Consider the following 23956-nt stretch of genomic DNA (forward strand, 5'->3'; position numbering starts at 1 on the left):
AGAGATCGCAAATACGCAGCGGTCGGGCGGATGCCTCGGGCGGCTTAACGACGGATGGCCGCCACCCCGAGGGATGACGGCCAGCGACGTGCGCGCGACTACTGGGCCGCGGGAGCGCTGCCGCGACGGGCGCGGAGCTGGGAGAGGGCGTCGCCCAGAAGGGACTCGGCTTCCTCTTCGGTGCGACGCTCCTTCACGTAGGCGAGGTGCGTCTTGTACGGCTCGAGCTTGGCGACCGACGGCGGGTTGTCTTTGTCGCGGCCGGCGGGAAGACCGCTCTGCGGCGAGTCGATCGTGAGGGGGATCTCGTCGTCGGGCAGGTTGGCGGCGAAGTGACGCACCGTCTCGTTGCCGAGTTCGTCCCAGTAGGAGATCTGCACGCGCTCGGCGTGGTAACCCCTGTCTTGCTCCCCCATTGGGCCTGCGCCCACACGCGATCCGCGAATCGCACTGCCTCCTGAAGCCACGGTGCCCCCTTTTGACTAGTTCCTATTGACCAGTGAACTTGGTGATGAGACCAAGTACGACGATCGAAGTGATCCACACGACGGCGAGTATCACCGTGATGCGGTTGAGGTTGCGTTCAGCGACACCGGATGCACCCAGGTTCGAGGTCACTCCACCCCCGAACATGTCGGAGAGACCGCCGCCGCGACCGCGGTGCAGGAGGATGAGAAGCGTCAGCAAGAGACTCGTGATGCCGAGAACGACTTGCAACGCGACCTGGAGAATTTCCACGGGTAACCTTTCGAAGCGGCCGGTGGGCCTCAAGTAGTATATCTGCGCGTCGGCGCCCCGTTGGAGCGGGGTAGCGCCGAATTGTCTATTGCGCTAAATCAGGTGCCGACGTGCTTGTGGAACCGCGAGATGCTGGCGAACTCGTCGAGGTCGAGGCTGGCGCCTCCGACAAGAGCACCGTCGACGTTGGGCTCCCGCATGAACGAGGCGATGTTGGCGGCCTTGACCGAGCCGCCGTAGAGCACGCGGGTGGCGGCTGCGACGTCGTCGCCGAGAATCTCGACGAGCGTCTCGCGCAGTTTCGCGGCGACCTGCTCGGCCTGGTCGGGCGTTGCGGCCTGGCCGGAGCCGATGGCCCAGACCGGCTCGTACGCGACGACGATGTCGACCGCTCCGGTGACGCCGGCGAGGGCGGCACGCAGCTGGGCGACGGGAACCGCGCTCGCCCCGTGCTTCTCGAGGTCCTCGGCGGTCTCACCGACACAGATCACCGGGACGAGCCCGTGACGCAGTGCGGCTGCCACCTTGGCGGCGACGACCTCGTCGGTCTCGTTGTGCAGTGTGCGGCGCTCGGAGTGTCCGATGATTACGTACTGGCAGTCGAGCGCCTTGAGGAATGCCCCTGAGATCTCGCCGGTGTATGCGCCGGAGTCATGGGCCGAGAGGTCCTGGGCGCCGAACGCGAGCTCGAGCTTGTCGGCGGAGATGAGCGTCTGCACCGAACGGAGGTCGGTGAAGGGCGGGAAGACCGCGACCTCGGCCGAGCCGAAGTCGTGGCGGGCGTCTTTGAGACTCCAGGCGAGCTTCTGCACGAACGCGATCGACTGTAGGTGGTCGAGGTTCATCTTCCAGTTGCCTGCGATGAAGGGCACGCGCTTGTGCGCCGTGCCGGGTACTACTGCCATCCGAGGACCTCCAGGCCTGGCAGTCGCTTGCCCTCGAGGAACTCGAGAGAGGCGCCGCCACCGGTTGAGATGTGACCGAACTGGTCGTCTGTGAAGCCGAGGGCGCGCACGGCGGCGGCGGAGTCGCCACCACCGACTACACCCAAGCCGTCGATCGTGGTGAGGGCCGCGGCGACCGCTTCGGTGCCTGCGGCGAAGGGTGCGAGTTCGAAGACGCCCATGGGACCGTTCCAGAACACGGTCTTCGAGGCCGAGATGACTTCGGCGAATCGCTCGCCGGTGTCTGGGCCGATGTCGAGGCCGAGACCGGATGAACCGAACGGCGTCTGTTCGATCGCGTCGGCCGCGGTGGTGACCACCTCTGCGTCTGCGCCGAACTTCGAGGCGACCACGATGTCGGTGGGGAGGACGATCTCGACGCCGAGGCGTTCCGCCTCCGCGAGGTATCCCTTAACGGCGTCGATCTGGTCGGTCTCGAGCAGGCTGGCGCCCACCTTGTGGCCCTGGGCCGCGAGGAAGGTGAAGAGCATGCCGCCGCCGATGAGCAGCGTGTCGACCTTGGGGAGCAGCGCGCCGATCACGGCGAGCTTGTCGGAGACCTTCGAGCCGCCGAGGACGACCGTGTACGGCGCCTCGGGGGTACGGGTGAGGCGCTCGAGGACCTCGAGCTCGGTCTGGATCAGCAGGCCGGCCGCGCTGGGCAGCAGTTGCGCCACCTCGTAGACGCTGGCCTGCTTGCGGTGCACGACGCCGAAACCGTCGGAGACGAAGGCATCGGCGAACGCGGCGAGCTGGCCGGCGAAGGCCTCCCGCTCCGCGCCGTCTTTGCTCGTCTCCCCCGCGTTGAAACGCAGGTTCTCGAGCAGGGCGATGTCGCCGTCGGCGAGGCCGGAGACGGCCTCCCCGGCGGCGGAACCGACCGTGTCGCTTGCGAACACGACACCCTTGCCGAGCAGCTCGCTCAGTCGCTGTGCGACGGGAGCGAGGCTGTACTTGGCGTCCGGCGCGCCTTCGGGTCGCCCGAGATGGGAGACCACGACGACGCGAGCGCCGGAGTTGATGAGTGCGTTCAGCGTCGGCAGAGAGGCACGAATGCGCCCGTCGTCCGTGATCTGTCCGTCTTTCAACGGAACGTTCAGATCACAGCGGACGAGGACACGCTTGCCGCTCAGGTCGCCGAGGCTGTCGATGGTACGAAGCGACACGGTCGGGTGTATCCAGTTCTCTTGTGGTGGTGACGAGCCGCTAGAGGCGGTCTGCGACGTACTTGGTGATGTCGACGAGACGGTTGGAGTAGCCCCACTCGTTGTCGTACCACGAAGCGACCTTGACCTGGTCGCCGATCACCTTGGTGAGGCCGGCGTCGAAGATCGAGGAGTGCGGGTCGCCCACGATGTCGCTGGAGACGATCTCGTCTTCGGTGTACTTGAGGATGCCCTTGAGGGGACCCTCGGCCGCAGCCTTGTACGCCGCGTTTACCTCGGCGACCGTGACGGGGCGCGAAGCGGTGACCGTGAGGTCGGTGATCGAGCCGGTGATCACGGGAACGCGCAGGGCGTAGCCGTCGAGCTTGCCGACGAGCTCGGGGATGACCAGGCCGAGGGCCTTGGCCGCACCGGTCGAGGTGGGGATGATGTTCGCTGCGGCGGCGCGAGCGCGGCGCAGGTCGCTGTGCGGGCCGTCCTGGAGGTTCTGGTCGGCGGTGTAGGCGTGGACCGTGGTCATCAGGCCGCGCTCGATGCCGAAGTTCTCCATGAACACCTTTGCGAGCGGCGCGAGGCAGTTCGTGGTGCACGAGGCGTTGGAGATGATGTCGTGGATGGCGGAGTCGTACGTGTCCTCGTTGACGCCGAGAACCAGCGTCGCGACGTCGTCGCCCGAGGCGGGAGCCGAGACGATGACCTTCTTGGCGCCGGCTTCGATGTGCTTGCGCGCGTCGGCGGACTTGGTGAAGCGGCCGGTCGACTCGATGACGACGTCGACGCCCAGCTCGCCCCAGGGCAGAAGGGCGGGGTCGCGCTCGGCGAGCACCTTGATCGGCTTGCCGTCAACGTAGATCGTGTCTCCGTCGACCGTGACGGTCGCGTCGAGGCGGCCTCCGACGGTGTCGTACTTGAGCAGGTGCGCGAGGGCGGCGGGGTTGTCGAGGTCGTTCACGGCGACGATCTCGAGATCACTTCCCGTGGCGAGTGCGGCGCGAAGAAAGTTGCGGCCGATGCGGCCGAACCCGTTGATACCGATTTTGACGCTCAATGAAACTCCAGTTTTTCAGGCGCCTTGAGGCGCACAGGTGGTGGATTCTGCTGAAAGGCCGGGGCTCGAGGCCCCGGCCACGATGCCGCTACGAGAGTAGCAGCAGGCCTTCCGTCTTCACGCGTGCGACGTCGAAGCGCTGCTGCACGTTCTCCCAGTTGGTGATCGCCCAGAACGCCTTGACGTAGTCGGCGCGCACGTTCTTGTAGTCGAGGTAGTACGCGTGCTCCCAGACGTCGAGCATCAGCAGCGGCACGATGCCGGCGGGCAGGTTGCCCTGCTGGTCGAAGAACTGCACGATGATGAGGCGCTGGCCGATGGAGTCCCAGGCGAGAACCGACCAACCGGAGCCCTGAACGCCCATGGCGGTCGCGGTGAAGTGGGCGGTGAACTTGTCGAACGAGCCGAAGTGGTCGTCGATCGCCGCGGCGAGGTCGCCGGTGGGCTTGTCTCCGCCGTTCGGGGACATGTTGGTCCAGAAGATCGAGTGGTTGACGTGTCCGCCGAGGTTGAACGCGAGGTCCTTCTCGAGCTTGTTGACGTAGGCGAGGTTGTCGCTGTCGCGAGCCTCGGCGAGCTGCGCGAGGGCGGTGTTCGCGCCGGTCACGTACGCCTGGTGGTGCTTGCTGTGATGCAGCTCCATGATGGCGCCGCTGATGCTCGGCTCCAGGGCCGAGTAGTCGTAGGGAAGGTCGGGAAGGGTGTAGTCAGCCATCGATTTTTCTCCTAGCAAAATTGGCCCCGGAACAGTGAGTTTGATCTCGCCGGGGTGACTTTTCCAGTCTACTCACCACAACCATCCGCACCCTGAGATGCTTCCGCTTGTGACGATTGGGCACTATCCGTCGTCGGTTAGACGTCGTCCATGTCGGGCGGCAGGTTCGCGTCGGTACCCGGGATGTCGAGGTCGCTGGCTCGCTTGTCGGCCATCGCGAGCAGGCGGCGGATTCGTCCGGCGACGGCGTCCTTGGTCATGGGCGGGTCGGCGTGGTGGCCGAGCTCGTCGAGACTGGAGTCGCGGAAACGCAGCCGCAGCTCGCCCGCGTACCTCAGGTGCTTCGGTGTGGTGTCGTCGAGGATCTCGAGCGCGCGCTCCACACGGGCGCACGCGGCCACCGCGGCCTGCGCGCTGCGGCGCAGGTTGGCGTCGTCGAAGTTCACCAGGCGGTTCGCCGTGGCGCGCACCTCGCGGCGCTGACGCAGCTGCTCCCAGGCCTCGACACTCGCGGTGGCGCCCATGTGCACCAGCATCGTGCCGATGGCCTCACCGTCGCGGATGACGACGCGGTGCACGCCCCGCACTTCGCGGCTCTTGGCCTGCACGCCGAGACGGCCTGCGGCGCCGACGAGGGCCATCGCCGCCTCGTTGCCGGGGCAGGTGACCTCGAGGGCGGCGGAACGGCCGGGGTCGGTGAGCGAGCCCGCTGCGAGGAAGGCGCCGCGCCAGACGGCGGCGATCTCGTCACGGGATCCGGTGGTGAGCTTGTTCGGCAGGCCGCGGATCGGGCGACGGCGGGCGTCGAGCAGTCCGGTCTGCCGGGCGAGGGTCTCTCCGCCTTCGACGACGCGGACCACGTACTGGTTGCTGCGGCGCGTGCCGGAGGCGGGAATCACCGCGGCCTCGCTGCGGACGCCGTAGAGCTCCGCGAGGTCTTTGCGCACGCGACGGGCGAGCGGCGCGGAGTCGAGCTCGGACTCCACCGCGATGCGGTTGGAGATCATGTGCAACCCGCCGGAGAAACGCAGGATCGTGGCGAGTTCGGCTGCCCGCACCGTGGTCTTGCTGACCTCAAGCCGCGCGAGTTCTTCTTTGACGTCGGCCGTTAGTGCCACTGAATAGTCTCTTTTCTTCCAAGTCCAGGGGTGCTGGAAAGTCGTGTGGACGTGCTGAGCGCTACTCGCGCCCGAGGTCGCGGTGCTTCACGCTGACGGCGACGCCAGGCAGGCCGCGTAGCAACGTCGCCAGTTCTTCAGCGACGGCCACCGATCGGTGTTTGCCCCCTGTGCATCCAACTGCGATCGTAGCGTGTCTCTTGTTCTCGCGCTGATAGCCGGCGAGCACGGGAGCGAGAGCGGCGGCGTAGCCGTCGATGAACTCGCGGGCGCCCTCCTGCCCGAGCACGTAGTCGCTGACCTCTGCGTCGAGGCCCGTGTGCGGGCGCAGTTCTGGGTTCCAGAAGGGGTTGGGGAGGAAGCGTGCGTCGGCGACGAGGTCGGCGTCGGCGGGGAGCCCGTACTTGAATCCGAAGCTCAGGATGGTGACCTGGGCGCCCGGCGCCTCGGCCTCGGCGAACCGCTCCTGGATGTTCGTCGCGAGCTGGTGGATGTTGAGTTCCGAGGTGTCGACGATCATGTCGCTGCTCGAGCGCAGGTCTTGCATCAGCTCCCGTTCGGCGGTGATGCCGTCGAGCAGGGTGCCGTCGTCCTGCAGCGGGTGGGGGCGACGCACCTGCTCGAAGCGTCGCACCAGCACCGCATCCGTCGCCTCGAGGAAGAGCACACGCACGTTCGCGTTCGCCCTCATCGTCTCGACGGCGTCCTTGACGTCGGCGAAGAGCTTTCCTCCGCGCACGTCGACCACCGCCGCGATGCGCGGCAGCGCGTTTCCGGCGTGCTGGGCAAGCTCGACGAGGGGGCGGAGCATCTGCGGCGGGAGATTGTCGACCACGTACCAGCCGAGGTCTTCGAGAGCGTTACCGACCGTCGAACGGCCGGCCCCCGACATCCCGGTCACGATGAGCAGTTCCTGGCGATCCCTGTTGCTCATTCGTCACGAACTTTCATGGTTTGCACGCTCGAAAAGATTCATACGCTCTCAAGGATACCGAGCGGCGGGTTCACGGGTTGCGCAGACCGTCGACGATTTGCTGCGCGAGAGCGGTTCCGATGCCCTTGACCTGGGTGATCGCCTCCACGTCGGCGCCGCGGAGCCGCGTGACCGACCCGAAGTGCTTGAGGAGTTCGCTCACGCGTGCCGGGCCGAGGCCGGGGATGTCGGCGAGCTTCGACGTGATGTCGGACTTGCGGCGTTGGCGCTGGTAGGTGATCGCGAAGCGGTGGGCCTCGTCGCGGATGCGCTGGAACAGGAACAGGGCGTCGCTGTTGCGCGGCAGGATGACGGGGTAGTCGGAGTCGGGGAGCCAGATCTCCTCGAGTCGCTTCGCGATTCCGCAGAGCTGGATGCCCGTGACCCCCGAGTCGTCGAGTGCGCGCTGGGCGGCGGCTACCTGGGGCTGGCCGCCGTCGACGATGATCAGGTTGGGACGGTAGGCGAACCGCTTGCGCTCTATCGCGACGTCGTCCCCGCCGACCACCGCCGTGGCATCCGTCGACAGGGCGATAGCCGCCTCGGCGGCCTCCCCCGCGTCTGGTTCGTCGTCGAGGTGGGCGAGCCGGCGCATCAGCGTCTGGTAGATCGACTCGGTGTCGTCGGTCGAGTCGGCGATCGAGAATCGGCGGTACTGGTCTTTGCGGGGAAGGCCGTCTTCGAACACCACCATCGAGGCGACGATGTTTGTGCCGCTGAGGTGGGAGACGTCGTAGCACTCCATGCGCAGCGGCGCGTCGGCCATGCCGAGCGCCTCCTGGATGTCGGACATCGCCTGCGACCGGGCCACGAAGTCGCCGCTGCGCCGCGTCTTGTAGAGCATCAGCGCGTTGCGGGCGTTGGTCGAGACGGTGAGGGCGAGCGCCGCCTTGTCGCCGCGCTGGGCGACGCGCAGCGACACCCGGCCGGGCGCGTCGCGCTTGGTGGTGAGCCACTGCTCGAGCTCCGCGGCGTCTTCGGGCAGGGCGGGGACGAGCACTTCGCGCGGGGGCGCCTGGTCGTCGTAGGCGTTCTGCAGCACCGTGTCGACGAGCTCGGGCAGCTCGAGGTCGAGCTCCTTGTCGACCACCCAGCCCCGCACACCGCGGATGCGGCCCCCGCGCACGATGAACTGCTGCACGGCGGCCGCGAGCTCGTCGTGGGCGATGCCGAAGATGTCGGCGTCGACCTCGTCGCTGAGCACGACGCTGCTCTTAGACAGCGCGTTCTCGAGAGCGGAGAGCTGGTCGCGGTAGCGCGCGGCCGACTCGTAGTCCATCTCCTGCGAGGCGGTCATCATCTTCTTCGACACCTCGGCCGTGTACCGGCGGTCGTTACCGCCCATGAACGAGGCGAAGTCGAGCGCTATCGACTTGTGCTCTTCTTTGCTGACCCGGCCGACGCAGGGGGCGGCGCATTTGCCGATGTCGCCGAGCAGGCAGGGCCGGCCGGTCTGCTCGGCGCGTTTGTAGGTCGCGTCGGAGCAGCTGCGCATCGGGAACGCCTTGAGCATCAGGTCGACGGTCTCGCGGATGGCCCACACCTTCGTGTAGGGGCCGAAATACCGGGCGCCCTTGAGGTTCTTGTTGCGGGTCACCAGCACGCGGGGAACAGGTTCGCCGAGGGTGATCGCCAGATAGGGGTAGCTCTTGTCGTCGCGGAACTTGACGTTGAAGGGCGGGTCGAACTCCTTGATCCAGGTGTATTCGAGTTGGAGAGCCTCGAACTCGCTGCCGACGACCGTCCACTCGACGGATGCCGCGGAGAGCACCATGCGCCTGGTGCGCTCGTGCAGGCTGCGCAGCGGCTGGAAGTAGTTGGCCAGCCGTGCGCGAAGGCTGTTGGCCTTGCCCACGTAGAGCACCCGCCCGCCGGCGTCGCGGAAGCGGTAGACGCCCGGCGCGGTCGGGATCTCCCCCGCCTTCGGACGCCAGCTGACGGTGTCGCTCATAGTGCCCAGCGCGCCTAGGCGCGCACGCCCTCCAGCATCTCCTTGAGGAAGAACCCGGTGTGGCTGCCGTCGATCTTCGCCAGCTGCTCCGGCGTGCCGGTGGAGAGCACCTGTCCGCCGCCGGCGCCGCCTTCCGGGCCGATGTCGATGATGTGGTCGGCGCTCTTGATCACGTCGAGGTTGTGCTCGATCACCAGCACCGTGTTGCCCTTGTCGACGAGGCTGTTCAGCACGAGCAGCAGCTTGCGCACGTCTTCGAAGTGCAGTCCGGTCGTGGGCTCGTCGAGGACGTAGATGCTGCGGCCGTTGGAACGCTTCTGCAGCTCTGTCGCGAGCTTGACGCGCTGGGCCTCGCCGCCGGACAGTGTCGTGGCGCTCTGGCCGAGACGCACGTAGCCGAGCCCGACCTCGACGAGAGTCTTCAGGAACCGGTGGATAGCGCCGATCGCCTCGAAGAACTCGGCGGCCTCGCTGATCGGCATGTCGAGCACCTCGGCGATGTTCTTGCCCTTGTAGCGCACGGCGAGGGTCTCGCGGTTGTAGCGTGCGCCGTGGCACACCTCGCAGGCGACATAGACGTCGGGGAGGAAGTTCATCTCGATCTTGATCGTGCCGTCGCCCGAGCAGTTCTCGCAGCGGCCGCCCTTGACGTTGAAACTGAAGCGGCCGGGCAGGTAGCCGCGAGCCTTCGCGTCTTGCGTCTCGGCGAACAGGTTGCGGATCTTGTCGAACACACCCGTGTAGGTGGCCGGGTTCGACCGGGGGGTACGGCCGATCGGGTTCTGGTCGACGTGCACCACCTTGTCGAGCAGGTCGAGGCCGGTGACGCGGGTGTGCTTGCCGGGGATCTGGCGGGCGCCGTTGAGCTCGTTCGCGAGCACCTTGTAGAGGATGTCGTTGACGAGGCTGGACTTGCCCGAGCCGCTGACGCCGGTGACGGCGGTGAAGACGCCGAGCGGGAAGTTCACGGTCACATTGCGCAGGTTGTTCGCCTTGGCGCCCTCGACGGTGATCTGCCGCTTCTTGTCGACCTTGCGCCGTTTCTTCGGCGTCTCGATCGAGCGGCGGCCGGAGAGGTAGTCGCCGGTGACCGACTCGGTGTTCTCGAGCAGGTCGGCGTAGCTGCCGGAGTGGACGACGACTCCGCCGTGCTCGCCGGCGCCCGGTCCGATGTCGACGACCCAGTCGGCCGTGCGGATGGTGTCTTCGTCGTGCTCGACGACGATGAGCGTGTTGCCGAGGTTCTTGAGCTTGACGAGCGTCTCGATGAGCCGGCGGTTGTCGCGCTGGTGCAGGCCGATGGAGGGCTCGTCGAGCACGTAGAGCACGCCGGTGAGCCCAGAGCCGATCTGGGTGGCGAGGCGGATGCGCTGCGCCTCGCCGCCGGAGAGGGTCGCCGCGGCGCGGGAGAGGTTGAGGTAGTTGAGCCCGACCTCGATCAGGAACTCGAGGCGCACCCGGATCTCGCGCAGCACCTGCGCGGCGATCTTCGCGTCGCGGTCGCTCAGCACGACCGAGTTCATAAACGCGTAGGAGTCGGCGAGGCTCAGCTCGCACACGTCGGAGATGTTGTGGCCGTCGACCGTCACCGCGAGCACCTCGGGCTTGAGACGCTTGCCGTCGCAGACCGGGCACGGGATCTCGCGCAGGTAGTTCGCGAAACGCTGACGCTGCACGTCGGTCTCGGCCTCGAGGAACTTGCGCTCGATGTAGGGCATCACGCCCTCGAACCCGGTGGAGTACTTCATCTCGCGGCCGAAGCGGTTTTTCCACTTGACGGTGACCTCGAAGTTGTTGCCCTTGAGGATCGCGTCCTGCACCTCGGAGGAGAGCTCGCCCCACGGGGTGTCGAGCGAGAAGTCGAGGTCGAGCGAGAGCCCGAGCAGCAGCTTCTCGAAGTAGTTGAACAGGCCCTTGCCCGACTGCGCCCACGGCAGAATCACGCCGTCGGCGAGGCTGACCGTCGGGTCGGCGATGAGCAGGTCGGCGTCGACCGACATGCGGGTGCCGAGACCGGAGCACTCGGGGCAGGCGCCGAACGGCGCGTTGAACGAGAAGGTGCGCGGCTCGATCTCGGTGAGCTGCAGCGGGTGGTTGTTCGGGCACGACAGCTTCTCGGAGAAGGTGCGTGTCGCGTCGGGGCCGGTCTCGTCGACGAGGTTGATCGAGACGAGTCCGTCGGTGAGCCGGAGGGCGGTCTCGAGCGAGTCGGTGAGGCGGGTGAGCGCGTCGTCGGAGGCGACGAGACGGTCGACCACGACCGAGATGTCGTGCTTGACCTGCTTCTTGAGCGTGGGCGGGTCGCTGAGCTGGATGACGTCTCCGTCGACGACGGCGCGCGAGTAGCCGGCGGCTGCCAGCTCGCGGAAGGTGTCGACGAACTCGCCCTTCTTCTGCGAGACGATCGGGCTGAGCACCTGGTAGCGCGTGCCTGTGGGCAGCTCCATCAGCTGGTCGGCGATCTGCTGCACGGTCTGGCGCTGGATCTTCTCGCCGCAGATCGGGCAGTGCGGCACGCCGATGCGCGCCCAGAGCAGGCGCATGTAGTCGTAGATCTCGGTGATCGTGCCGACGGTGGAGCGCGGGTTGCGGTTCGTCGACTTCTGGTCGATCGAGACCGCGGGGCTCAGACCCTCGATGAAGTCGACGTCTGGGCGGTCGACCTGGCCGAGGAACTGGCGCGCATAGGCCGAGAGCGACTCGACGTACCGCCGTTGGCCCTCGGCGAAGATGGTGTCGAACGCGAGGCTCGACTTACCCGACCCGGAGAGACCCGTGAAAACGACGAGCGAGTCGCGAGGGATCTCCAGGTCGACGTTCTTGAGATTGTGGACCCTGGCCCCGCGCACGCTGAGCGTGGGCACACCAGTTACAGGAGAAATCGACACTCTCACAATTGTATGGAAGCCACCGACATCGGAGGTACCGGTTCGCTCAGTGCGTACTCAGGTTGCTCTGCGCACGCCGCCGCCGACCCGCACCACCGGTCAGGAGAGGTGGCCCGCCGCCTCCATCTGTCGCAGCTCTTTCTTCAGGTCGGCGACCTCGTCGCGCAGTCGGCCGGCGAGCTCGAACTTGAGCTCCCCCGCCGCGAGCAGCATCTGGTCGTTGAGATCGCGGATGATCGCCTCGAGCTCGTTGGCGCCCGCCGCCGCCTTGCCATGCTGGCGCAGGTTCGGCGTCGGCGACTTCTTGCGGCCGTCGCCCCGCCCGGACAGCAGCGCGGCGGTGTCGGCATTCTCGCGCTCGAGCGCGTCGGTGATGTCGGCGATCTTCTTGCGGAGAGGCTGCGGGTCGACGCCCTTCTCGAGGTTGTAGGCCACCTGCTTCTCACGGCGGCGGTCGGTCTCGTCGATCGCCCGTTTCATCGAGTCGGTGAGCACGTCGGCGTACATGTGCACCTCGCCGGACACGTTGCGCGCCGCGCGGCCGATCGTCTGGATGAGCGACGTCGACGAGCGCAGGAAGCCCTCCTTGTCGGCGTCGAGGATCGCCACGAGCGACACCTCCGGCAGGTCGAGGCCCTCGCGCAGCAGGTTGATGCCGACGAGCACGTCGTAGACGCCCTGGCGCAGCTCGGTGAGCAGCTCGACTCGGCGGAGAGTGTCTACGTCGGAGTGCAGGTAGCGCACGCGCACTCCCGACTCCCCCAGGAACTCGGTGAGCTCTTCGGACATCTTCTTGGTGAGGGTGGTCACCAGGACACGCTCGTTGCGTTCGACGCGCACCTTGATCTCTTCGAGCAGGTCGTCGATCTGCCCCTTGGTGGGCTTGACGATGATCTGCGGGTCGAGAAGACCTGTGGGGCGGATGATCTGTTCCACGACCGAGTCGGTGATGCCCATCTCGTACTTGCCGGGGGTCGCGGAGAGGTAGACCCGCTGACCGACGCGGTCGAGGAACTCGGGCCACTTGAGCGGTCGGTTGTCGAGCGCGCTCGGCAGGCGGAACCCGTGCTCCACCAGGGTGCGCTTGCGCGATGCGTCGCCCTCGTACATGGCGCCGATCTGCGGCACGGTGACGTGGGACTCGTCAATGACGACGAGGAAGTCGTCAGGGAAGTAGTCGATGAGGCAGTGCGGCGCCTCGCCGGGCGAGCGGCCGTCGATGTGGGCGGAGTAGTTCTCGATGCCGTTGCAGAAGCCGATCTGCTCCATCATCTCGAGGTCGAAGGTGGTGCGCATGCGCAGCCGCTGGGCCTCGAGCAGCTTGCCCTGCTTCTCGAGCTCGGCGAGACGGCCAGCGAGCTCCTCTTTGATGGTGCCGATGGCACGGTGCATGACATCGGTGCCCGCCACGTAGTGCGAGCCGGGGAAGACCGAGACGGCGTCGAGCTTCTTGACGATGTCGCCGGTGAGCGGGTGCAGCGAGTAGAGCGCCTCGATCTCGTCGCCGAACATCTCGATGCGGATGGCGAGCTCCTCGTACATCGGGATGATCTCGATGGTGTCGCCGCGCACCCGGAAGTTGCCGCGGGAGAAGTCGACGTCGTTGCGCTGGTACTGCATCGACACGAACTTGCGGATGAGGGTCTCGCGCGGGATCTGCTGGCCCACCTGCAGCGCCAGCATGGCGTCCATGTAGCCCTGGGGCGTGCCGAGACCGTAGATGCACGACACGGTGGAGACGACGACGACGTCGCGGCGGCTGAGCAGCGAGTTGGTGGTGGAGTGCCGCAGGCGTTCGACCTCGGCGTTGATCGACGAGTCCTTCTCGATGAAGGTGTCGGTCTGGGGCACGTAGGCCTCGGGCTGGTAGTAGTCGTAGTACGAGACGAAGTACTCGACGGCGTTGTTCGGCAGCAGCTCGCGGAACTCGTTGGCGAGCTGCGCGGCGAGCGTCTTATTGTGGGCCAGCACGAGGGTCGGGCGCTGCACCTGTTCGATGAGCCAGGCTGTCGTCGCCGACTTTCCGGTGCCGGTGGCGCCGAGCAGCACGACGTCGGTCTCGCCGGCGTTGACTCGGCCGGCGAGCTCGGCGATCGCGGTGGGCTGATCACCGCTCGGCACGTATTCGCTGATGACCTCGAAGGGGCGAACGGCGCGGGTGGGTTCCATCCCACAAGCTTAAGCGCAGCCCCCGACACTGCGCTGGCCTCTGCCGGCGCCTACCGCTCGCGCAGACTGTCCCACAGCGCGTCCGCCTGGGCGAGCGTCCGTTCGAGCCCGCCGTCGCTGTCGATCACCACGTCGGCGATCGCCAGCCGTTCCTCGTCGGTGGCCTGCGACTCGATGCGGTGCTTCGCCTCCTGCTCGGTGAGCCCTCGGAGCTCGACGAGTCGCCGCAGCCGCGTCGCGGCGCTCGCGTCGACGACGACGACCAGGTCGAACTCGATGGGGCGTCTGCCCTTCCCCTCGAGGAGGAGGGGCACGTCGTAGACCACGACGGCGTCGGGGTCTCGCGCCTCCGCCGCGGCGATGAGGGTTCTGGTGCGCTCCCAGACGGCGGGGTGGGTGATGCCGTTGAGCACGAGGCGCTGCTCGGGGTCGGAGAAGACGATGGCGCCGAGAGCCGCGCGATCGAGCGAGCCGTCTGCAGCGAGCACTCCGCCGCCGAAGTGGTCGGCGATGGCGGCGAGGGCGGGCGTGCCCGGCTCGACGACTTCACGCGCGACCTTGTCGGCATCCACCACCACCGCCCCTCGCTCGGCGAGCCGCGCTGCGACTGAGGATTTTCCGGACGCGATGCCCCCGGTGAGGCCGATCAGATACATGCCGCAATGCTAGCCTCGGCGGAGGGAGGAATAGGAATGCTCGAGATTCTCACCGGCACCGGACTGGCCGCGGCCGCCGGGCTGAACGCCTATATCCCCCTGCTCCTGCTGGGCCTCGGTGCCCGGTTCCTCGACTTCATCGTGCTGCCGGCCGGCTGGACCTGGCTCGCGAACGAGTGGGTGCTCGGAATCCTCGGCGTGCTGCTCGTGATCGAGTTCTTCGCCGACAAGATCCCGGCTGTCGACTCCGTCAACGATCTTCTCCAGACCGTCGTCCGTCCGGCGTCGGGCGGCATCGTCTTCGGCAGCGGGTCGGCCAGCGAGACTGCGGCCGTCACCGACCCGGCCGCGTTCTTCTCTTCGAACCAGTGGGTTCCGATCGTGAGCGGTGTCGTCATCGCCCTGCTCGTGCACGGCGCGAAGACGGCCGCCCGCCCCGCCCTGAACGCCGCGACCTTCGGACTCGCCGCCCCTGTCGCCAGCGCCTTCGAAGACGTCAGCAGCGTGTTCCTCTCGGTGTTCGCGATCCTGGTGCCGATTCTCGTCGTGCTCGCCCTGGGCGGGCTCGTGGTGCTGTTCGTCGTGCTGATGCGGCGGTACAGGAGTCGGCGCGAGGGTGCGAACCCTTCGACAGGCTCAGGGACCGCTTAACGACGGATGGCCGCCGCCCGCGTACTTCTCAGTACGTAGGCGGCGGCCATCCGATGAACTCGACTAGGAGTTGTTGCTCAGCTTCTCGCGAAGAGCCGCGAGCGACTCGTCGTCTGCGAGCGTTCCGGCCGAGGCCGAGTCGCTCGAGAAGGTCGACGCGCCCGAGGGGACGTCGCTCGAGGAGGTGTTGTTCTCCTCGAGGGCTGCCGAGGCAACCTGCTTCTTGTGCGATTCCCAACGAGCCTGGGCTGCAGCGTACTCCTGCTCCCACTTCTCGCGCTGGGTCTCGAAGCCTTCCTTCCACTCCTGGGTCTCCGGGTCGAATCCGTCCGGGTACTTGTAGTTTCCGGCTTCGTCGTACTCGGTGAGCATTCCGTAGAGTGCGGGGTCGAACTCGGTGCCCTCGGGGTCGACGCCCTCGTTCGCCTGCTTCAGCGAGAGGGAGATACGACGACGCTCGAGGTCGATGTCGATGACCTTGACGAACACCTCGTCGCCGACGGAGACGACCTGCTCGGCGAGCTCGACGTGCTTGCCCGAGAGCTCGGAGATGTGGACGAGGCCCTCGATTCCCTCTGCGACGCGAACGAACGCGCCGAAGGGGACGAGCTTCGTGACCTTACCCGGTGCGACCTGTCCGATTGCGTGGGTGCGGGCGAATACCTGCCACGGGTCTTCCTGCGTGGCCTTGAGCGACAGCGACACGCGCTCGCGCTCGAGGTCGACCTCGAGGATCTCGACGGTGACTTCCTGCCCGACCTCGACGACCTCGGATGCGTGCTCGATGTGCTTCCACGACAGCTCGGAGACGTGGACGAGACCGTCTACGCCGCCCAGGTCGACGAACGCGCCGAAGTTGACGATGGAGGACACGACACCCTTGCGGACCTGGCCCTTGGCGAGGTTCGCGAGGAACGTGGTGCGGCTCTCGCTCTGCGTCTGCTCGAGCAGGGCGCGGCGCGACAGCACGACGTTGTTGCGGTTCTTGTCGAGCTCGAGGATCTTGGCCTCGATCTCCTGGCCCAGGTACGGGGTCAGGTCGCGAACGCGGCGGAGCTCGATGAGCGAAGCAGGAAGGAAGCCACGAAGACCGATGTCGACGATGAGGCCGCCCTTGACGACCTCGATGACCGAACCGGTGACGATTCCGTCTTCGTCCTTGATCTTCTCGACGTCGCCCCATGCACGCTCGTACTGAGCGCGCTTCTTCGACAGGATGAGGCGGCCTTCTTTGTCTTCCTTCTGCAGGACGAGGGCCTCGACGGTGTCGCCGACTTGGACGACCTCGCTCGGGTCGACGTCGTGCTTGATGGAGAGCTCGCGGGAGGGGATTACACCCTCGGTCTTGTAACCGACGTCGAGGAGGACCTCGTCACGATCGATCTTGACGACGGTGCCCTCGATGAGGTCTCCGTCGTTGAAAAACTTCAGCGTCTTTTCGACCGCTGCAAGGAAGTCTTCTGCGGATCCGATGTCATTGATCGCGACCTGCTTGGGCGCCTTGGCGGGCGTTACGAGTGTCATGTAGTTAGTGCTCCAGTAAGGGCATAAATCGGGCCGCCGGCGCGGATGGTTCTGGATGTTCGCCGGAGGCAGGTGGATAGGACGTCACGAATGTGACGTTCCAGCATAGCGAATCCCGCCGCCGGCCGCCAACGAGCGGGGTCGGCGCGTCTAACCGACCGGCACCCGGAAGTTCTCCATCTCGTACGTCCAGATGTTGGCGGGGTAGTTGTCGCGCACCAGTTGGGCCTCTTCGGCGCTGGCGGTGTAGAAGTGGTGCTGGTTCTGCGGGCTCCAGAACCGCGCGACCGACAGCGTCGGTGTGGCGGTGTACGAGTTGGGGTAGACGTAGAATGCGGTCCCCTCGTAGGCCCAGACGTCGTCGTCGTACCCGTCGATCACCGACTGCTTCTCCCCGTCGTTCGCCGTGTAGAAGTGTCCGCCGAGTCTCTCGCTCCAGAAGCGGTGCAGGGGAACGGTCCCCTCGACCGGTGTGGTGAATGCTTCGAACCGCGGGCCCTCGTAGGTCCAGATCTCTGTCGGGTATCTGGCGATGATTCCGTCGCGCTCCGAGACGCTGCTGGTGTAGAAGTGCGACTGCATCGTGGGGCTCCAGAACCGGAATACGGATTGACTGGTCGGCGGGGCGAAGGAGACGGTGACGGATGCCCCGGCGGATTCCGATGCGGAGTTCACGGTCACCCGTACCGCGCCGGTCGGGCTCTGGATCGACTGCCCCGCCGCCGCGTAGGGGCGCGCGTATCCAACCCCCAGAGTGGCGTCGGCCTGCGTGATCACCGATGAGCCACCCGAGCCGTTGGCTCGTACCAGTCGCACGCCGGGCCTCAGATTGACCGCGCGCCCGGTGTCGATCCCGACGTTGCGGCCCGCGGAGTAGTAGGCCCCCGCCTCCCCTGCCCGGTATTCGACGTAGTAGGTGACAGAGCTCTGCGGGTCGACGACCTCGAGGATCGTGGGCGCAGCTCCCCCGTCGATGCGGCCGATCGTCACAGTGGTGTTGACTGCGGAGCCGGCCGTGAGGTCGTAGCGGTTGCCTGCGGAGACCGTCTGAAAGCCGAGCGCCACCTGATGGCGTGCGTTGAGCGCGGTGGGCTTCGCATCCATGCCGCCGATCGAGACGCCCATCACGTCGTAGCGGTCTTCGTAGCCGTACTCTATGCATCCGGCCGTGGCCGCGTCGGCGGCGCAGTGGTCGAGATTGGAGTGTCCGAGGCTAAGGTTGTGGCCCAGCTCGTGCGTGATCACCTGCCGGTCGACGCCCGCGTCGATGACGACCTGCAGCACTCCGCCCGAGTGGAGCCCCGAACCGACGCTCGCGACGCCTGGTCCGCTCGCGGTCAGACAGCTGGCCGGCAACACCACCATGAGGTGCCACTCGACCCCGGCCGGCGCCGCGTTCAGGTACGCGTCGGCGCTCGGGTAGCCCAGGAGCCCGGCCGCCTCGTTCCACCGGGCCATCGGAGAATTGTTGCACGCCGTCGCCGAGGCGAACCGTGGAATGGCCGGGTCGGTGGTGAACGATGGCACGAGCCCGCGCGAGGCCGTGCTCCAGAATACGGTGGACTTGGCCACGACGTCGCGCACCGCCGCGTCGGTCATACCGCTCGCCGCAGCGCCGACGGGGGTGATCATCACTATCTTCACCTCGTGCGCCTTCGCGATGCCCGCTGCGGCGAGTGGACCGGCGGCGACGGATGCCTCGGCGACGGGCAGGGCGACGGCGTGAGCCACGGCGGCATCCAGCACGTCCGCCGCGGCCAAGGAGTCTTCGTCGAGAGGGCGGGCATCGGTCGACGATTCGACCGCGGAGGCGCTCGCCGTCGGCAGTTCGTCGATCACGGCCTGCGGAACGGCGACCGTCCCAGAGAATTCGTCCCCGCTGGCTACGCCTTGCGGAACAGCACCCGCGATGGGCACGGAGACGCCCTCGTCGGTGACCACGAGGTAGCTCGTGAGGTCGTGGTGCGACTCGGCGGGGTCGGCGTCGAGCGGCGGCTCGCTCACGATCACCAACACCTCGCCGGAGAGCTGCACCTGGGGCTCGTCGACGAGGCTCGCGTCGTCGAGGGATATCGCGTCGCCCACCGCGGCGTTCGGAACGGCGCTGGCCGGCTCGGTCGCCGCGATCGTCGGCACACCCAGGAATAGCGCGAGTGACGCACCGACGACGAGGGACACCGGGCGAATTGATCTCATAATCAGACCCTAGGCCCTCGAGGGGAACCTGAGACGAAGACTGCGCCCCGTCGGTTGCCCCAGAACGGGGAGTCCCGATCAGTCGGCGAGCAGCGCGGCCTTGAGGGTGTCGAGGCCGACCCCGCCGATGTCGAGCGCCTTCTTGTGGAACGCGCGGATGTCGAACGCGGCTCCCTCACGGCGCGCGTACTCGTCGCGCAGCTGCTCCCAGATGCGCTGCCCCACCTTGTACGACGGCGCCTGTCCCGGCCATCCGAGATAGCGGTTGACCTCGAAGCGCACGAACTCGGGGCTCATGTTGACGTTGCGCCCCATGAAATCGAAGGCGTACTCCCCCGTCCAGACTCCGGAGCCGTCGGGCAGCTTCTTCTCGAGGTGCACGCCGATGTCGAGCACCACGCGCGCCGCCCGCATCCGCTGGCCGTCGAGCATGCCGAGACGGTCGGCCGGGTCGTCGAGGTAGCCGAGCTGCTCCATGAGCCGCTCGGCGTACAGCGCCCAGCCCTCGGCGTGGCCGCTCGTGCCGGCGTTGCGCCGCCAGGTGTTGAGCAGCGCCTTGTTGTAGACGGCCTGGCCGATCTGCAGGTGATGGCCGGGCACACCCTCGTGGTACACCGTGGTGAGCTCACGCCAGGTGTCGAACTCGGTGACTCCCTCCGGCACGCTCCACCACATCTGCCCCGGTCGGGAGAAGTCGTCGGTGGGGTTGGTGTAGTAGATGCCGCCCTCCTGCGTGGGCGCGATCATGCACTCGAGGCGCTTGACGACGTCGGGGATGTCGAACTGCGTGCGGGAGAGCTCCTCGACCGCGCGGTCGCTCGTCTCCTGCATCCAGCGCTGGAGCGCGTCGGTTCCGTGCAGCTTGCGGCTCTGGTCGCCGTCGAGAAACTCGATGGCTTCTTCGACGGATGCCCCGGGCTTGATCTCTCGGGCGATGGACTCCTGTTCGGCGACCATCCTGGCGAGCTCCTCGATGCCCCACTCGTAGGTCTCGTCGAGGTCGACGGTCGCTCCGAGGAACCCGCGGGAGGCCAGGGCGTAGAGCTCGCGCCCGACGGCGTCCTTCTCCGGCGCGTGCGCGGCGAGCTCGTCGCCGAGGAACTCGACGAGCGTCGAGTAGGCATCGGCGGATGCGCGCGCGCCGCTCTCGAGGTCGCGTGCCACCGACTCGGGCAGCTCGCCCTCCCCCGGCTTGGCGTTCTGGGCGAGCTCGAAGAAGAATCCGGTCGAGGCAGCCTGCTTCTTCGCCTGCGCCATCACCTCGGTCACCTGGCGGATCGCCGGCGCGTTGCCCGCCGCGATGCCGGCCCGCAGCGACTCGATGTAGCCCGCCATCGCCGCGGGCAGGTTGTGCATCCGCGTCGCGACGTGCGACCAGTCGTCGACCGTGTCGGTGGGCATGAGGTCGAAGATGTCGCGCAGCTCCTGGGCGGGGCTCGCGATGACGTTGAGGTCGCGCTGGTCGAAACCGGCCTCGTGCTTGTCGATCGTCAGGGCGAGGTCGCGGGTGAGGTCCATCTTGGTGACGACGTCGACCGCGTCGACCGGGGTGGATGCCTCGACGCGGGCGAGCGCACGCCGGGTCTCGGCGATCGCCGCCTCCGTGCCGGCGGGAGAGTAGTCGGCGTACTCCCCCTCGCGCCCCTCGCGGCCGAGGTAGACGCGGAACTCCGGGTAGAGGTCGAGCTCCGTGTCGACCCACCCCTCGGCGATCGCGTCGATCGGCGTGGACTGTCGGGCCTGTGGTTCGTGGCGGTTCATGGTCATTCCTTGTCGAGGTCGGTCTCGAGGACTTTCGCGAGCGTCTCGATCGCCGCATCCGCCCCGTCGCCCGAGGCTTCGAGCTTCACCGTCTCGCCGTGGCCGATGCCGAGGGAGAGCACGCCGAGGATGCTCGCGGCGTTGACGCTGCGGCCGGCGGCCGAGGTGAGTGTCACCGTGACGCCTGTGCCGGCCGCGGCCTGCGAGAACAGCGACGCGGGGCGGGCGTGCAGGCCGACGCTCGAGGCTACGGTTACTTCGCGTTCTGGCATGGTGACTCCTTCGTCGTTACGGGGTGGGCGCGTCGGCGGAGAGCGCCCGGTAGACCTCGGCGGTGTCGGTTGCGGTGCGTAGTGCTGCCGCGCGGTCGGGGTCGAGCAGTATCCCGGCGAGGCGGGACAGGAGCCCGATGTGACCCCGCCCGACGGCCGCGAGCCCGATCACGATTCGCACGTCGTTGCCATTCCAGTCCAGACCGTCGGCCAAGCGCAAGAGCACGAGGGCGTTGCGTTTCACCGCGCCCTTCGCGGCGAGCGTGCCGTGCGGCACGGCGACGCCCTCGCCGACGTAGGTGGACACGGTGCGTTCGCGCTCCAGCATCGCGTCGACGTAGTCGGGTTCGACGGCGCCTGTCGCGACGAGAGCGGCGCCGGCCTGGCGGACCGCGTCGTCGACGTCGGTCGCCGTGGCGTCGAGCACGATGGATGACTCGGCGAGCAGCTGCGCGAGGGAGGCGTGTGTCGTCATGGTCGCTGCGTCGCCTAGTGGGCTGCCGCGTCCCAGTTGGGGCCCGTTCCGACCTGCACGTCGAGCGGAACCCGCAGCTGCGCGGCCCCGCCCATGCGGTCGCGGACGACCGCGGTGAGCGTCTCGAGCTCGTCGCCCGCGACCTCGAAGACCAGTTCGTCGTGCACCTGCAGCAGGAGGCGCGACTTCAGGTCGTGCTCGCGCAGGTCGCTCGCCACCCCGAGCATGGCGATCTTGAGGATGTCGGCAGCCGAGCCCTGGATGGGCGCGTTGAGGGCGGCGCGTTCCGCGTTCTCGCGCAGCACCCGGTTGGAGGAGTTGAGGTCGCCGAACGGACGGCGGCGCCCGAAGATCGTCTCGGTGTAGCCGTCGACCCTGGCCTGCTCGACCACGTTGCGCAGGTAGTCGCGCACCGCCCCGAAGCGGTCGAAGTAGGCGGTCATCAGCTTCTTCGCCTCGCTCGACTCGATGCGCAACTGCTTCGAGAGCCCGAAGGCGCTGAGCCCGTATGCGAGGCCGTACGACATCGCCTTGACCTTCGTGCGCATGAGGGGCGTCACGTCGGCCGGCTCGACGCCGAACACGCTCGAGCCGACGAAGCGGTGGAGGTCTTCGCCCTCGTTGAAGGCCGAGATGAGGCCCTCGTCGCCGGACAGGTGCGCCATGATGCGCATCTCGATCTGCGAGTAGTCGGCGGTGAGCAGGGTGGCGAACTCGGGGCCCTTCTCGAACGCCGAGCGGATCTCGCGGCCGACGGCGGTCTTCACCGGCAGGTTCTGCAGGTTCGGGTCGTTCGACGAGATGCGACCGGTGCTCGTGCCGGTCTGGTCGTAGGTGGTGTGCACCCGGCCGCCTGAGTCGACCGCCTTCTCGAGGGTCTCGACGATTTGCTTGAGCTTCGTCGCGTCGCGGTGCTTGAGCAGCAGGTCGAGGAACGGGTGCGGCGCCTGCTCCTGCAGGTCGGTGAGGCTCGCCGCGTCGGTCGAGAAACCGGTCTTGTTGGCGCGGGTCTTGGGCATGCCGAGCTCTTCGAAGAGCACCTGCTGCAGCTGCTTGGGCGAGCCGAGGTTCACCTCGCGTCCGATCTCGGCGTAGGCGCGGGCTGCGAGGTCGGAGCCGACGGCGCCGAGCTCGCCCGAGAGCCGGGCGAGGATCTGCTGGTTCACGGCGATGCCGTCGAGCTCCATCGTGCCCAGCACGGGAACCAGCGGGAGTTCGATCTCGTCGAGCACACGACGGGCGCCGGTCTCGAGCCTGCCTGCGAGGTACTCGGCGACGCGCAGCACGTACCAGGCCTCGGTGGCGACGCTCACCGCCTCGACGTCGGGGACGAGCTGGTTCGGGTCGGCCTGCGGCAGGGTCTCGCCGAGGTGGTCGTAGACCTGGCTGGCGAGGTCGTCGGCCTTGCCGCCCGGCTTGAGCAGCCAGGCCGCGAGGCTGGTGTCGAACGCGATGCCGCCGAGGTCGAGGCCCGAGCCGCGCAGCGCCTTGAGCTGCTGCTTCGAGCCCTGCAGGTACTTCGGGGCGCCGCCGGCGAGCCAGCTCTCGAGGGCGACGTAGTCGGGGCGTTCGGCCTCCCATGGCACGTAGACGCTGTCGACGGCCGACGCGATGCCGAGACCGGTGACGCGGCCCTGGGCGGTCTCGACGCGGAGTCCGAGCGCGGCGGTGCCGCTCTTCGACTGCGTGTCGAGCCACTTCGCGAGTTCCTCGTCGACCATGGTGCGTACGGGCGGAATGGCATCGTCGAGCACGGCCGCGACGGGCAGGGCCGCGCCATCCGCCGTCGGTCCGCCGTCGCCGTTGAGCTTCAGCACCCGCTCGAGCAGGGTCTTGAACTGCAGTTTGTCGAACACCTCGCGCACGGCGGCCTCGTCGAGAGGCTGGCGCAGCAGGTCGCCGGGACCGTAGGGCAGGTCGACGTCGGTGAGCAGGTGGTTGAGCTTGCGGTTGCGGATGGCGCGGTCTTTCTGCTCCCGCAGCTTCTCCCCCACGACGCCCTTGATCTCGTCGGCGTGTTCGAGCACCCCGTCGAGGCTGCCGTACTGCACGATCCACTTGACCGCTGTCTTCTCGCCGACCTTGTCGATGCCGATGAGGTTGTCGCTCGTCTCGCCGACGAGCGCCGCGATGTCGGGGTACTGGTGCGGTTCGATGCCGTAGCGCTCGAACACCGTGTCGCGGTCGTAGCGCTTGAGCTCGGAGACTCCCCGCGCGTTCGGGTAGAGCAGCGTGACGTCGTCGCCGATCATCTGGATCGCGTCGCGGTCGCCGGAGACGACGAAGACGTGGAAGCCCTCGGCGGCGCCTCGGTGGGCCAGCGTCGCGAGGATGTCGTCTGCCTCGTAGTCCTCTTTCGAGATGGTGGGGATGCCCATGGCCTTGAGCGCCTCTTCGAGCAGCGGGATCTGGCCGATGAACTCGGGCGGGGTCTCGCCGCGGGTGCCCTTGTACTCGGGGTATTCGCGAGTGCGGAAGGAGAACCGCGAGATGTCGAACGCGACCGCGAGGTGCGTGGGCTTCTCGGCCTTGAGCAGGTTGATGAGCATGGCGATGAACCCGTGGATGGCGTTGGTGTGCTGCCCCTCACGGTTCATGAAACTGTCGACCGGCAGCGCGTAGAACGCGCGGAACGCCAGCGAATGGCCGTCGATTATCAGGAGGGTAGGCTTTTCGTTGTCCGACACGACAGCCAGCCTAGCCGCGGTCAC

19 protein-coding genes are annotated in these 23956 nt (G+C 67.4%); 1 reads left to right on the forward strand and 18 read right to left on the reverse strand.

From position 1 onward, the window contains the following. Positions 1–98 precede the first annotated feature (98 nt). From ABIE21_RS04075 to coaE, 12 genes are all read right to left on the reverse strand, one after another. Positions 99–467 (reverse strand): RNA polymerase-binding protein RbpA, encoded by a 369-nt coding sequence (locus tag ABIE21_RS04075; protein WP_354023498.1) that lies wholly within the window; start codon positions 465–467, stop codon positions 99–101. 22 nt (positions 468–489) lie between these two features. Further along, positions 490–738: a preprotein translocase subunit SecG gene (gene secG, locus ABIE21_RS04080; RefSeq protein WP_354023499.1), complete on the reverse strand. Its 249-nt coding sequence runs from the start codon at positions 736–738 to the stop codon at positions 490–492. A gap of 98 nt (positions 739–836) precedes the next feature. After that, on the reverse strand, positions 837–1643 hold the full coding sequence (gene tpiA, locus ABIE21_RS04085) for a triose-phosphate isomerase (protein WP_354023500.1): 807 nt from the start codon (positions 1641–1643) through the stop codon (positions 837–839). After that, the gene (locus ABIE21_RS04090) at positions 1634–2848 is read right to left on the reverse strand and encodes a phosphoglycerate kinase (protein ID WP_354023501.1); all 1215 of its coding nucleotides are present in this window, start codon (positions 2846–2848) and stop codon (positions 1634–1636) included. Before ABIE21_RS04090 ends, tpiA begins: the two co-directional genes overlap by 10 nt. 40 nt (positions 2849–2888) lie before the next feature. Then, complete coding sequence (gap, locus tag ABIE21_RS04095) at positions 2889–3896, reverse strand: type I glyceraldehyde-3-phosphate dehydrogenase (RefSeq protein WP_354023502.1); 1008 nt, start codon at positions 3894–3896, stop codon at positions 2889–2891. 88 nt (positions 3897–3984) lie between these two features. Next, positions 3985–4611 (reverse strand): superoxide dismutase, encoded by a 627-nt coding sequence (locus ABIE21_RS04100; protein ID WP_354023503.1) that lies wholly within the window; start codon positions 4609–4611, stop codon positions 3985–3987. A gap of 137 nt (positions 4612–4748) precedes the next feature. Further along, complete coding sequence (whiA, locus tag ABIE21_RS04105; protein WP_354023504.1) at positions 4749–5729, reverse strand: DNA-binding protein WhiA; 981 nt, start codon at positions 5727–5729, stop codon at positions 4749–4751. 61 nt (positions 5730–5790) lie between these two features. Beyond that, on the reverse strand, positions 5791–6663 hold the full coding sequence (gene rapZ, locus ABIE21_RS04110) for an RNase adapter RapZ (RefSeq protein WP_354023505.1): 873 nt from the start codon (positions 6661–6663) through the stop codon (positions 5791–5793). Positions 6664–6733: 70 nt separating this feature from the next. After that, on the reverse strand, positions 6734–8653 hold the full coding sequence (gene uvrC / locus ABIE21_RS04115) for an excinuclease ABC subunit UvrC (RefSeq protein ID WP_354023506.1): 1920 nt from the start codon (positions 8651–8653) through the stop codon (positions 6734–6736). 14 nt (positions 8654–8667) lie between these two features. Beyond that, complete coding sequence (uvrA, locus tag ABIE21_RS04120; RefSeq protein WP_354023507.1) at positions 8668–11541, reverse strand: excinuclease ABC subunit UvrA; 2874 nt, start codon at positions 11539–11541, stop codon at positions 8668–8670. A gap of 99 nt (positions 11542–11640) precedes the next feature. Further along, positions 11641–13710 (reverse strand): excinuclease ABC subunit UvrB, encoded by a 2070-nt coding sequence (gene uvrB, locus ABIE21_RS04125; protein WP_354023508.1) that lies wholly within the window; start codon positions 13708–13710, stop codon positions 11641–11643. A gap of 50 nt (positions 13711–13760) precedes the next feature. Further along, positions 13761–14366, reverse strand: coding sequence for a dephospho-CoA kinase (gene coaE / locus ABIE21_RS04130; protein WP_354023509.1), 606 nt, complete (start codon positions 14364–14366; stop codon positions 13761–13763). A 36-nt stretch (positions 14367–14402) separates the two neighbouring features. Here coaE and ABIE21_RS04135 point away from each other — a divergent pair, with 36 nt between their 5' ends. Continuing rightward, entirely contained in the window at positions 14403–15017 is a 615-nt protein-coding gene (locus tag ABIE21_RS04135) for a DUF4126 domain-containing protein (RefSeq protein ID WP_354023510.1), read from the forward strand. A gap of 63 nt (positions 15018–15080) precedes the next feature. Here ABIE21_RS04135 and rpsA read toward each other — a convergent pair whose 3' ends face one another. The 6 genes from rpsA to polA form a co-directional block, all read right to left on the reverse strand. Continuing rightward, a complete protein-coding gene (gene rpsA / locus ABIE21_RS04140; RefSeq protein WP_354023511.1) occupies positions 15081–16541 on the reverse strand; it encodes a 30S ribosomal protein S1 in 1461 nt (486 codons plus the stop codon). Positions 16542–16691: 150 nt separating this feature from the next. Next, the gene (locus ABIE21_RS04145) at positions 16692–18737 is read right to left on the reverse strand and encodes a hypothetical protein (protein ID WP_354023512.1); all 2046 of its coding nucleotides are present in this window, start codon (positions 18735–18737) and stop codon (positions 16692–16694) included. Positions 18738–18815: 78 nt separating this feature from the next. Further along, positions 18816–20504, reverse strand: coding sequence for a DUF885 domain-containing protein (locus tag ABIE21_RS04150; RefSeq protein WP_436232302.1), 1689 nt, complete (start codon positions 20502–20504; stop codon positions 18816–18818). Further along, on the reverse strand, positions 20501–20770 hold the full coding sequence (locus tag ABIE21_RS04155) for an HPr family phosphocarrier protein (RefSeq protein WP_354023514.1): 270 nt from the start codon (positions 20768–20770) through the stop codon (positions 20501–20503). Before ABIE21_RS04155 ends, ABIE21_RS04150 begins: the two co-directional genes overlap by 4 nt. A 16-nt stretch (positions 20771–20786) precedes the next feature. Further along, positions 20787–21245, reverse strand: coding sequence for a PTS sugar transporter subunit IIA (locus ABIE21_RS04160; protein WP_354023515.1), 459 nt, complete (start codon positions 21243–21245; stop codon positions 20787–20789). Positions 21246–21259: 14 nt separating this feature from the next. Beyond that, positions 21260–23932, reverse strand: coding sequence for a DNA polymerase I (gene polA, locus ABIE21_RS04165; RefSeq protein WP_354023516.1), 2673 nt, complete (start codon positions 23930–23932; stop codon positions 21260–21262). Between the last annotated feature and the right edge of the window lie 24 nt (positions 23933–23956).

This window comes from Conyzicola nivalis (genome assembly GCF_040548875.1).
GTDB classification, from domain to species: domain Bacteria; phylum Actinomycetota; class Actinomycetes; order Actinomycetales; family Microbacteriaceae; genus Conyzicola; species Conyzicola nivalis_A.